At 49.2% G+C, this 12,292-nt stretch carries 10 protein-coding genes; 3 read left to right on the top strand and 7 right to left on the bottom strand.

The window, feature by feature from the left end; genetic code table 11:
* Positions 1 to 8: 8 nt before the first annotated feature.
* From FCN80_RS20645 to FCN80_RS20620, 6 genes are all read right to left on the bottom strand, one after another.
* Positions 9 to 779, bottom strand: coding sequence for an aldolase/citrate lyase family protein (locus tag FCN80_RS20645; RefSeq protein WP_136992240.1), 771 nt, complete (start codon positions 777 to 779; stop codon positions 9 to 11).
* Between the two features lie 51 nt (positions 780 to 830).
* Positions 831 to 2,114 carry an MFS transporter gene (locus tag FCN80_RS20640; protein ID WP_136992239.1) on the bottom strand — a complete coding sequence of 428 codons (1,284 nt, stop codon included), beginning with the start codon at positions 2,112 to 2,114 and terminating at the stop codon, positions 831 to 833.
* A gap of 101 nt (positions 2,115 to 2,215) precedes the next feature.
* On the bottom strand, positions 2,216 to 3,121 hold the full coding sequence (locus tag FCN80_RS20635) for an NAD(P)-dependent oxidoreductase (RefSeq protein WP_136992238.1): 906 nt from the start codon (positions 3,119 to 3,121) through the stop codon (positions 2,216 to 2,218).
* A gap of 10 nt (positions 3,122 to 3,131) precedes the next feature.
* Positions 3,132 to 4,436, bottom strand: coding sequence for an FAD-dependent oxidoreductase (locus FCN80_RS20630; RefSeq protein ID WP_170975472.1), 1,305 nt, complete (start codon positions 4,434 to 4,436; stop codon positions 3,132 to 3,134).
* A gap of 28 nt (positions 4,437 to 4,464) precedes the next feature.
* Positions 4,465 to 6,177, bottom strand: coding sequence for a dihydroxy-acid dehydratase (gene ilvD, locus FCN80_RS20625; protein ID WP_136992236.1), 1,713 nt, complete (start codon positions 6,175 to 6,177; stop codon positions 4,465 to 4,467).
* Between the two features lie 395 nt (positions 6,178 to 6,572).
* A complete protein-coding gene (locus FCN80_RS20620) occupies positions 6,573 to 7,280 on the bottom strand; it encodes a FadR/GntR family transcriptional regulator (RefSeq protein WP_136992235.1) in 708 nt (235 codons plus the stop codon).
* A gap of 430 nt (positions 7,281 to 7,710) precedes the next feature.
* Between FCN80_RS20620 and FCN80_RS20615 the strand changes: the two genes are divergently transcribed.
* Both FCN80_RS20615 and FCN80_RS20610 read left to right on the top strand, forming a co-directional pair.
* Complete coding sequence (locus FCN80_RS20615) at positions 7,711 to 9,084, top strand: MFS transporter (protein WP_306767908.1); 1,374 nt, start codon at positions 7,711 to 7,713, stop codon at positions 9,082 to 9,084.
* 96 nt (positions 9,085 to 9,180) lie between these two features.
* Positions 9,181 to 10,719 (top strand): UxaA family hydrolase, encoded by a 1,539-nt coding sequence (locus FCN80_RS20610; protein WP_136992234.1) that lies wholly within the window; start codon positions 9,181 to 9,183, stop codon positions 10,717 to 10,719.
* Between the two features lie 328 nt (positions 10,720 to 11,047).
* Here the strand turns inward: FCN80_RS20610 and FCN80_RS20605 are convergent, their stop codons facing one another.
* Positions 11,048 to 11,482 carry a MarR family winged helix-turn-helix transcriptional regulator gene (locus FCN80_RS20605; protein ID WP_136992233.1) on the bottom strand — a complete coding sequence of 145 codons (435 nt, stop codon included), beginning with the start codon at positions 11,480 to 11,482 and terminating at the stop codon, positions 11,048 to 11,050.
* A 208-nt stretch (positions 11,483 to 11,690) separates the two neighbouring features.
* Between FCN80_RS20605 and FCN80_RS20600 the strand changes: the two genes are divergently transcribed.
* Complete coding sequence (locus FCN80_RS20600; RefSeq protein ID WP_136992232.1) at positions 11,691 to 12,290, top strand: non-oxidative hydroxyarylic acid decarboxylases subunit B; 600 nt, start codon at positions 11,691 to 11,693, stop codon at positions 12,288 to 12,290.
* Positions 12,291 to 12,292: the final 2 nt, after the last annotated feature.

Raw genomic sequence — 12,292 nt, 5'->3', positions numbered from 1 at the left:
TGATAAATTTATTTGTAAAATTTTGAAGTCAAGGAAAGCAAGCCGGTTTTCAGAACGCCCAAATCACTGGCAATCGCTATAAAACTGACCCCCTGTGCGATATATTGCTGTACAGCATCCTGATCGAAAGAGACCGTTCCTACCGCTTTGCCAAAATTTTTACAGACTTCAATAAGTTTTTTAGTAGTACTAACGACTTGCGGATGTCCCGGGTTACCAAGATGGCCCAACGACGAGGATAAATCACTCGGTCCAATAAAAATGCCGTCTATCCCTGGTACTTGAATTATTTCTTCGATATTGTCGACACCCTTGGCGCTTTCAATTTGAACGATAACGCCGATGTTTTGGTTGATGCGCGGCAGATAATCATCCATCATACCAAAATAATTACCCCGGTGCGAAATAGCTAAGCCGCGCATACCTTCTTGGGGGTATCGGGTTGCCGCAACAGCCCGTGCTGCTTCCTCGCGTGTTTCTACCATGGGCACTAAAAAATTGGTACAGCCAATATCCAACAAGCGTTTGAACAATACTGGATCATTGCAGTAAGGCCGCACAACGGCGGCTGTTTTCGTCCCCTTAAGCGCCATTAGCTGTGGCACCAGATTACTGACATCATTGGGTGAATGCTCACAATCAAACATTACCCACGCGAAACCGCATAATCCGACCATTTCGGTAACTATTGGACTGACGGAAGAACCCCAGCAACCAATCACCAATTCCCGATTGTTTAAACTGGCTTTAAATTTATTTTCAACGAATGGATATTTCATGTTACTTCCTAGTTCTGTTCACTTCGATAACAATTCACATGCCTGAGACCATCATTGCACAAGGACATGCCGATGTTCTGGTACTTTTGCCCTGACCAGGAAAAATACGACGCAAGAACCTATTACGCCAAGGACGCCCGCTAAAATAAATGCACCAGCATAGGAACTCGATTGGACAATCAAACCGGTCACAGCGGGACCAATAATACCTGAGGTGTTGGCGATGCCATGCATCAGACCACTTGCACTACCGACATATTTTTTCGAAGCGGCATCCTGGATCAGCGCCCAGTAGGCCGGGCCGGCGAGTTGTAACAAGCCAATCGCCGCTGTCATAGTAGTGACCGCGATCACTGTGGTGTCAGCGATTCCGGTTACGGCAATACAAATCGAACTGATAAAGAAAGCGGTGACAAGCACAATTTTGCGCGAAAAAAAACGTCGTTTGGTTCTGCGATAAATCATATCGATGACTACCCCGCCCAGCGCATATCCGATTGCGCCCATCAGCCAAGGCAAGGAAGTGATAAAGCTCATATCATGCGCACTGACACCGCGGGCATCCACCAAATACGTCGGAAACCAGGTGATAAAGAAGAAGAGTACATAATTATAGCAAAAGAGAGAAAGCGCCATAGCCAGAATGGCCGGTTGCAGGATGGCTTTCCACATTGAAGATTTACCACCTGACTCCGGTTCTTCAACGCTTTCCTGATCCCGTTGATTGATCAATGCCAGCTCGTCGGGGCCGACCCGTTTGTGCAGGCTTGGCAGCGAGGTGGATTTCAGGCTCCAGATCAGGACCCAGGTCAGACCGATAAACATCAGCGCCAAAAAAGAAAAACGCCAGCCAAAGTAATAGCAGACCATACCGACAAGCGGACCGGATATCGCCCCGCCCAAGGGACCGCCGGCTTGCTGAATACCTACGGCTGTGGCTTTTTCTTTGATTGGGAACCAATCATAGATTACTTTGTTAGCGACCGCCGCATTCGGACCCTCACCCATACCAAAGAATACACGGCAAAGGAAGAAGGTCCAAAAGCTGAATGCTCCAGCGGTCAATCCGCACATAATGGACCAAAACCCCATGGCGATAGCCAGGACACGTTTGGCACCGAATTTATCCGCCAACGCGCCGCCAACAAAATTAAACAACGCATAGCCGATTGAAAAACTACCGAAAATTATTCCTTTTTCGATATCACTTAAATGAAATTCAATGCTAATAAAGGGCATGGCGACTGACAAGGCCGAACGATCGATATAATTAATTAAATAGGCCGAAGTCAGCATTGCCAGTATTGCATAGCGATAATTCACAAATAATGGCATAAAATTCACCTGTTTGTAGGGTATGGCTAGAAATAATTTTTCGCAGATTGTGAATTTTTTATTTAAATATTGCAGATGACAAGTAATTCACTACTTTAAGCTTATCTAAGTTTACTTTCTTCGTTTATCTGAATGCCCGCGATCTGCTCGAAAACCTTGATGATATTAGAGTGGTCTTCGTTGCCTATTCCCTGCGCCATGCAAGTTTTGTACAGTTCGTGCACCAAACCGGCGACCGGCATTGGCGCGTCGATACCCTGACTCAGCTCCAAGGCAAGATTAAGATCCTTATATTGCAAGCGAGTCATAAAACCCGGTGCGAAGTCGCGCGCCAAAATCAGGTTGCCGCGGATATCCAGCGCGCCGCAACGGGCATAGCCCGCCGAAAGCACTTCAACAATTTTTTCCGGCGCGACGCCCGCTTTGACACCCATGACCAATGACTCGCCTAGCGCCGCCATAGTCGCCGCCGCCAGGACCTGGTTGCAGGATTTAACCACTTGCCCCGCACCGTTAGCGCCGACATGGGTGATACGTGCACCGAGAATGTCCAATACCGGTTTGCAGCGTTCAAATACCGATGCATCGCCTCCCACCATAATTGAGAGCGTGCCGCTTTGCGCACCTTTGTCGCCGCCACTGACTGGCGCATCCAGCATATCTGCCCCTAATCCTTTAATTCTTTCGGCGAACCCCCGCGTGGCCAAGGAAGAAATCGTGCTCATATCAATGACCACTTTGCCTGGGCATAGCGCCCCGGCAATGCCGTTTTCGCCAAAAAGTATCTCTTCAACCTGCGGAGTGTTCGGTACCATGGTAATCGTGATATCCGCTGCTTGCGCCACCTCGCGACAATTGAGGCAACCTTTGCCCCCGTCCCGTTCTATTTCACGCACGTCGCTGTCAACGATACTGTATACATACACAGAATAACCGGCGGAAAGCAGGTTACGTACCATCGGTTTGCCCATAATACCCAAACCGATAAAACCTAATCTTGGCTGCATATTTTTATCCTTAATGGGTGTGATATTCGATCAAGCAACGCAATTCATCGACATCAATATCTGCAAAGGAGCAATCGTCGCGACGGCTCAAATGCGCCGCTGCGCCTGCTGCATATCCAGTGAGAAAACACTGGGCGGTGACCCGCGCTGAAGCAAGCGCCTCATGCTCGGCACATAGCGTCCTTCCCGCGGTAATCAGATTTGGGATGTTTTCCGGCAGTAAGACGTCGTAAGGAATGTCGTAAAAATCGTTATCCAGGTAAAACATGAAAATACCGTCGGGGCCGTGTGCTTCAATACACCAGGCACTACTGGCAACATTGCGCCGGCTTTTGCGCGCCTGGTAAACATCCTCGTTGCTCAGGCGGCCGCGCCCCTGAATGGTCCGGCTTTGCCGGATACCTATTTGTGCCGCCACATCATTTAGGTACGCGGACTCGAACCCCGGCACAAAATTCCGTAGGAAACGTTCGTACTCCCGTACCAATTTGCGTCCTTTTAACTCGGCGAACGTCAAGTCTTCTGCCTGAGTGGCATCAATCGGCCGCCCATCGTCTCGCAGTACGCTTGTGACATTGCACATCACCTCTCCCGAGCGCGGCGATGGCAATAAATAAATATGCTTGCGCGGTAGGAGGTAGCTTTGTTTCTGAGCCTGTTCGACCCAGCTTTCCAACTGTGATACCGGGTGGCCGATACCACGGCCGATATCGACCTTGGCCATCCGGAATACCATACTGGGATACTGCACCATGCCGTTGCGGCCCAGGGTATAAGGCACGCCCGCTTTTGCGCACACATCCCCATCACCGGTAGCATCAATAAAACGCTGGGCGGCGATGCATTGCCGTCCCGTTTTATTCTCAATGATCACACCGCAAAGCCGATTTTCGTCCATGATTACGTCGGTCATTAAGGTATGAAACAGGATATGCACGCCCGCAGCTGCCAGCAGATCATCGGCTATCTCTTTCCAAGTATGGGGTTCATGCACCACCAGTTCGGTCTTGCCGAACGGGAACGGATCGCTTACGGCGCCGCGCTGCTTGAGATGGTGGTAAAATTCCCCGGCAAAGCCATGTACCAATTGTTCATGCGGCCCTTTCCCCGAAGTGAACAAGCCGCAAATGGTGCCAGACATCCCGGCGGTCGCCATCCCGCCGCAAAAACCGTAACGCTCAATCAGTAAAGTCCGCTCCCCAGCGCGCGCGGCTGCGGTCGCCGCGGCGACACCGGTGGGACCTCCACCGACAACGAGTACGTCTACCGTCAAAGAAATCGGAATATCCCTGGCATTTTCATGACATAATTGCATGGTTGTTTCCCCGCCTAGATTCCTAAAGTCAATCGGCATTTTTGCAATGGATGCGGCGCTTGCCGAGCACAGCTCCCTGGGCAATAGGCTGAACCAGTTGCGCATATTGTGATAGATAAGTGCTATTGCCGCCGCCGAGGGGTATCGCCGTTGGCTGCCAGGCCGCCAAACGGGCATCGATCACAGCCTTCGGCACATCCATATTGATGCTCAGGCCGATAAAGTCAATTTCGACTATGTCGCCTTGTTCGATGACCGCCAGCGGGCCGCCCGCTGCCGCCTCCGGCATCAATTGGCCGACGATAATCCCACGGTTAAGGCCAGAAAGTTCGCCGTCGGTGATAACCGCCACATGCGCGGCAATGCCTGCACCGTTGAGCGCGGCGACAAAACTACAGGCGAATACCGTGCCTGGCCCACCCGCCGGTCCCATGTTACGTAGTACGATCACGTCACCTTTATGGATTTTACCCTGGCCAAGGGCCTCAATGGCCTTATCTTCATCCTCGTAGATGTTGGCTGGACCGCTGAACTGCTCTATTTCTCCCGGTACGGCGGAAAGCTTTACGATTGCTCCGTCTGGGGCCAAATTGCCGCGGAGAATAGCCACTCCGGGCCGCTGGCTGATCGGATTATCTAGCGAATGGATCACCTCGCGGTTTTTTACGGCCGCAGTATAAATATTCTCACCGACGGTTTTTTGCGTCACAGTGAGGGCATCTAGATTAAGGAAATCGCGCAATTGGTTCATTACCGCCGAGGTCCCGCCGGCAGCCTCAAGATCCTCGGTGCGAAATGGACCATTTGGCCGTACCGATGTGAGCAACTTGATGTTTTTGCCATATTTTTCATAGAGTGATACCACATCGATCGGCAGCTCGGCTTCGGTGGCGATGGCGGCCAGGTGACGTACGGTATTCACCGAGCCGCCTACTGCCATGATAGTCATTACCGCATTCTGAACGGCTTTTTCGGTGATGATATCGCGCGGCAATACCTGCTGCTCAGTCAGTTCGACGATACGTTTCCCGGCGGCTTGCGCATACTCTTTGACTCTACGGCCATTGGCCCAAATCGGCGAGTTGCCCGGCAAGGACATACCCAGCGCTTCCGCCACGATATGCATCGAGTTTGCCGTCCCCAGACCCGCACAGACACCCGGCGACTGGATACCAACATCGGTCATGTCAGTCAGGTCTTGCAAGGTAATGGAACCGGTCGCCAGTGCGCCTACCTGTTCGTAGACATCGTCGATATCAAAGAACTGGTCGTCGAATTTCTCATTGGAGCATTTACCGCCAATTTGATAACCGCAAGTTAGCAATATTGACGGGACATTGAGACGCGCGGCGGACATCAAGTGCGCCGGAGTGGTTTTATCACAGGAAGAAAGACAAATCATGCCGTCCAGCACCGCACCTTCCATCATGCATTCCACCTCGTTAACCATCAAATCGCGGGTGGGCATGAGGTAACGGGCTTTTTTGCCGGCGCTAGTGACGAAATCACTCGGCGCGACGGTGCGCACTTCAAACGGCAGGCCACCTGCGTCGCGAATAGCCTGTTCCACTATCCGGCATAATTCATCCAGATGAACATAGCAGCAGGAAAGTTTGTTAGAGGTATTGATGATAGCAATTTTGGGCTTGCCCATGTCTTCCTCACGAATACCCATACTACGCCATTGCGCACGCCGTACCGCCCAACGGGTTGATCCTGGCTTGAAATTGCTTCTAAACATCTTTACTACCTTTGAATGGTGGTTGTTTTACTGTAATGGTTACTCGGTATCATAATGGTTGTCCAACCAATTTTACAATAAATGTTATTTTGCTCACAAAATAGTAAATTTAGGCTTACTGATATCGTTAAAACAAGCACTAAAGAGTGATTGTAGAGAAAAGAAAGAAATCGGTCTATCCAATGTGGACCTGGGAGGCAATACCAGCAGTGCCTATCAAGATGATCCTCCCCAGGCACGCCTAGCATCGTTAAGAGGGGGTACCACTACGATAGCTTGTATTATAACCGAGAAATTCTGCCTATGGCGCCGCCAACCCTACCCTGCCGGCGCGGGGCAAAACTTGCGTTGCCACGCGGTCACAAGCGGCAACGGGGAATAGGCTATGCCAATGACTATTCGATTTCTTTATCGACATGTTGAATGATTAAATCCACCACCCTGCCACTGTTTTTCGCTGCCAATGCATCGATAATATCCAAATGCTCTTGATGTAAAACAAGTTTCTTTTCCGGCACGTAGCCATATTCGTTCCATGCGCTGACCCAAAGCTGATGAATTTGTTGTTGCAGATTGGCCAGGATAATGTTCTGGTTAAGCTCGGCTACTTTACACTCAAATGTCAGATCCAAACCGCCATTTTCGTCGTTTTCTTCATCAGCAAATTCATGGGCGTTCTCTTCGACAAGGGAACGCAATAGCATAATGCCGTGCCGGGTAGACTTGCGCGAATATTCTTCAAAAATGGTGCGTTCAATACCCGCTCGCGCCACAATTAACTGGCGCATAAAGTCCTTGGTGACGCTTACACCAGGTTGAATATACATGCCAATGCCGACAACATGATTTTGACGGGCATCGATCAAATAGGTGCCGCTGCCTACGCGTGTTTCCAGCCTACCGGAGGCTTCCAGTACTTTCAGCGCTTGGCGGATGGATGTACGGCTTACCCCGAGGCTTTCCGATAACTCGCGTTCCGAGGGTAACCGTTCTCCGGGCCGAAGATTGCCACTATCAAGTAAATTGTTAAGTTGTTGTATTATAGTTTGAAAAACATCTGTTCGTTTGATTGGTATCATAGTGAATTTATTTTTATCCGGCATCAATTGATCCCCCTAAAAATCTGAAATGTTCATCCAGGAAAGCGCCCTAGAATGAAACCGCCTGCGGCAATCGGCAGAAAAATGCTACAAAGATATTTTATACATTTTTATCCATTACAGACAGCTTTTACCTACTGTTGCTGGACAACTGACATTATGCCAAAAAATTTTCCCCAATGTGACTGCCAGTACCACAAATTTTTAAATATCATTGATTTAACTGAAAAAAATTAGTCATCTTCATTTGAGAAACAACCACATCTATCAGTGCCGAATTCCCCGTTACCCAGGGTCGCTTTGAAAAAATGTGCGCTGAGATAGATATTAGTTAAAATTGGATGGACAACTTTCCAATTAGCATAAATACTGTGAGGAATTGTTAACATCTTATCCTACTTACAAGTATAACATTCTGAAAAAGGAGGCTTTTGTGAATACCCCGCATAAAAAGACTCATGCTAGATATTTTATCTTGGCGATGATTACATTGGTGCTAACACTAGCCACCGGCGATAGGGCCACACTGTCGGTCGCTGGGCTGGACATGCAACGCGACTTGGGTATTTCATCCATAGAAATGGGTTATCTATTTTCCGTTTTTAGTTGGGCTTATGTGATATGCATGACACCAGCTGGTTGGGTGTCGGACAAGTTCGGATCAAAATTGGCCATGTTCCTGGGTGTTCTCATCTGGTCAATCGTAACAATAGGCATGGGTTTTGTGAGCTACATTTCCCTGATTATTCCCGCTTTGCTCATATTACGTTTCCTGCTTGGCGTCTGCGAGGCCCCGGTGGGACCGTCCGCTGGTCGAATTATCGCCGCCTGGTTTCCATCTGCGGAACGCGGCGTTGCCGGCGCAATATTCAATAGCGCCCAATATGTCTCCATCGCCGTGTTCATGCCGTTGATGGGATGGTTATGTCATACCTTTGGCTGGCAACATGTCTTTATTATCATGGGGTTACTCGGTATGCTCGTGGCATTTTTATGGAACAAAATATTTCATGTGCCGATGAAGCACCCGTGGGTTAATCAGGCTGAGTTGGAACATATCCGCCAAGGCGGCGGATTGATCGATTTAGATATGGCCCTCGGTCAGGATACTCAGGGACGGCCCGTCAAAAAATCTGCTTCTTGGTACGATATTGGCCAACTGTTCAAAAGCCGTATGCTGATAGGAATATTTATTGCGCAGTATTGCATTAATGCCATTACCTGGTTTTTTATGTCGTGGTTTCCTATCTATCTCGTTAAGGAACGTGGGCTGACTATTTTACAAGCGGGAATGATAGCCTCGGTTCCAGCTATTTGTGGTTTGGCCGGCGGTATCACCAGCGGATATATTTCTGATTGGCTGCTCAAGAAGACGAATAATCTAAGCTTGGCCCGCAAAGGTCCAATTACCTTTGGGTTGACATTAAGCGCCACCATGATGTTGTGTAATTATGTACAAACCGAATCAATGGTAATCTTTTTTATGAGCCTCGCCTTTTTCGGTAAGGGTTTCGGATCATTGGGCTGGGCTGTGGTGGCGGATACGGCACCCAAGAAAATCATTGGGATAACTGGTGGAATCTTCAATTCCATAGGAAACCTATCTGGTATTATTACCCCGGTTGTCATTGGTTATGTGTTGTCCATGACCGGTTCTTTTCAATTGGCGCTGATTTTTGTAGGTTCACATGGAATTATCGCTGTTCTAAGCTACTGGGTGATCGTCGGCAAAATCAAACGATTAGAATTGACTTCTCTCGCTCTGTCGCCCACTGCCCCTGTGCCGACGACAAAAAAATTAACGTAAAGGGCAATAACTCCGTTTTTATAATCAAGCCAAAGGTATTTCTCTGTATATATCTTACTTATTTAATCTTATAGAAGTGATGAAACTGGAGGACAAATGATGAATACTCAATCCGATCAGGGCCGGGTTATCAGGCTGGACGACAAAGATAATGTTGTTGTTGCGCCAACTGAAATTCCGGCTGGCACCCTCATCACCAGTGAGGGAGTGACAACATTGCATAACGTCCCGGCTGGTCATAAAATCGCTACAACGTTTATAAGCAAAGGTCAGCCGATTCTGAAATATAATACGGTAATTGGTTTTGCTGGGGAAGATACTCAGCCAGGCAGTTGGATGCATAGCCATAATATTCTTTTCGATAATTTTGAGAGAGATTACGCTTTTAGTAAAAATTACCATCCGATAGATTATTTACCAAAAGAACAACGGGCCACTTTCCAAGGGTTTGTCCGTGAAAACGGCAAAGTGGGTACTCGTAATTACATCGGCGTGTTTGTGGTAGGCAACTGTGGCGCCACAGTAGCGCGTAAAATAGCTGATTATTTTACTGATGAGCGTTTAGCCGAATACGGCAATGTGGACGGCGTAGTACCTTTTATTCATGAGCTAGGTTGTGGTATGGAAATGACTGGCGAACCCATGGATTTATTACGCCGCACCCTGGCTGGCTTTGTGAGAAATCCCAATACTGCCGCAGCGCTGATAGTGGCGCTGGGCTGTGAACGTAACAATATTCATGGATTTTTTGAACAAATGGGTCTCGAAGAAAACGAGACAGTCCGCAAACTGGTGATTCAGGATACCGGCGGTACGCGTAAGACCATCGAAAAAGGTATCGAAGAAGTTTACGATATGCTGCCCCATGCTAATAGTTACACGCGTCAGACCGTCTCCGCCGAACATATCTGTATCGGTATGCAGTGTGGCGGTTCCGATGGTTTCTCCGGACTTTCCGCCAACCCATCGCTTGGCGCGGCGGTAGATATTCTGGTGCGCCATGGTGGTACAGCCATTTTATCAGAAACCACTGAGATTTTCGGGGTCGAGCATACCTTGACGGCACGAGCCGTCACGCCGGAAGTGGGACAAAAACTGGTGGATCGTATCAATTGGTGGTTAAAATACAATGCTGGGCGCGATACCCAAATCAACGGCCGGGTGAGCCCCGGCAATAATGCTGGCGGCTTGGCCAATGTGCTGGAAAAATCTCTTGGCGGCGCCAAAAAAGGCGGTAATGCGCCTTTGATGGAAGTATATGAATATGCATATCCAGTAACAGTCCATGGACTGGTGTTTATGGATACCCCAGGACTGGACCCGGTATCCGCCACCGGGCAAATAGCCGGTGGCGCCAATCTTATCACTTTCACTACTGGGCGGGGTTCTTGTTTCGGTTCCGTCCCAGCGCCGTGTATCAAACTCGCCAGCAATACTTCCATGTATAAACGGATGGAAGAGGATATGGACATCAATTGCGGTATGGTGATTGATGGAGAAAAAACCATCCAGGAAATGGGCCAACTCATTTTCGAGAAAATCCTGCGGGTCGCTTCTGGTGAGGAAAGTAAAAGTGAGGCGTTAGGGGTCGGCGAAAATGAATTTGTGCCGTGGCCAATTGGTGTGCTGGCTTGATAATCCTCGCGTTTTCTGTCCCGCGCGATCGCGCGGGTTATTCATCCACTGAGTCTGTTCTGCCGTAATCGCCATCTTACCTGGCTCGGAGGATAGCGTACTGAAGGCGTAGTGTGAATTTGACAGGAAGGTGAGATCCATCGGCTTATCCGGTAAGGTAAAGGTTGTAAAGATGATCATCTCAGAAGGAACAGACCTATTGCTGACCACAGCACGACCTTCAGCGACGCCCTGATGCAACTTGACGATGAGGGCTTTTGCATAAGCTCGCTGAATTCATGCGCAACCGTATCGTAAACGCCCAAAAGTCATCCTCGCGTTGACGCCATTACTGATCCATATCCGTGCTTTTTCCCCGCAGCATGGCCCGCAACAGGCCTATCAAATCGTCCTGTTGGCTGGCGGAAAGTTGTGACAAAAATGCGGCGTCAATGTCATCGGCCACTGGACGGGAACGTTGCAGTGTTTGTATCCCTTCCGCCGTGAGGAAGATAAAACGTCTACGTTTGTCGTCCGCGCCTTGACGTTTAATCAGCAGGCCCTTTTTTTCCATTCGTGACAACATTTCCGCCAACGTCGCTTTAGTGCTGAGCGCCGCGTCCATTAAATCCATTTGCTCAATACCCGGTTGATCAGCGACGGCGCAGAGCACGGAATACTGCGGCTTGGTGAGATCAGGCAGTAATTTTTGCCACAGCGATGTGTGCTCCTGGAAAAGCTGCCGCATAAGGTGGAAAGGAACACGCCCAAGTTCTTTGGCCATTGTATTTAAGATGCCACTGTTTCAAATGGTGTCGATACCATCGCAAAAAGTTGTGATTGCGGCAATAGCTTCCCGCCGACGTGCCTGAATCACGATAATGCACCGCATTATATTCGTATACGAACTTTTTCATAAATGTGATTGAATATCTTATAGGTAAGGTTTAACTTCTTGAAAGTTCGTATAAGAACGATTAGTGAAGAAGACGATGAGACTTAGTGTTGGGATGACCGGCGCGACAGGCGCGCCCTTGGGTGTCGCCTTGCTCAAGGCGCTCAAACCCTTACCCGAAGTGGAAACCCACCTCGTTATGTCAACGTGGGCCAAAACCACTGTCGCGTTGGAGACGCACTACAGCGTTCGTCAGGTGGCTGATTTGGCGGATGTCGTGTATGACCCGGCTGATCAGGCAGCGACGATCTCCTCAGGATCTTTTCGCGGCGACGGCATGATTATTATCCCTTGCAGCATGAAAACGCTGGCGGGTATCCGAGCCGGCTATGCCGATGGTTTGGTGGGGCGCGCGGCGGATGTGGCGCTAAAGGAAGGACGCAAACTGGTCTTGGTTCCCCGTGAAATGCCGCTCAGCGCCATTCACCTGGAAAATATGCTTGCCTTGTCGCGCATGGGAGTAGCGATAGTACCGCCCATGCCGGCTTTTTATAACCGTCCTAACACCCTTGAGGATGTCATTGACCATATCGTTGCCCGCATACTCGATCAGTTCGGTCCTGATTATCCCAAGACGCGACGTTGGCATGGGCTGCGCGATGCAATGGCACAGTATGATTTGAAAATGGAGGAGTAAGC

Source organism: Martelella alba (assembly GCF_005217455.1).
In the GTDB taxonomy this organism is placed as follows: Bacteria; Pseudomonadota; Gammaproteobacteria; order Enterobacterales; family Enterobacteriaceae; genus Acerihabitans.
This window is presented reverse-complemented; position numbering and strand designations above follow the sequence as displayed.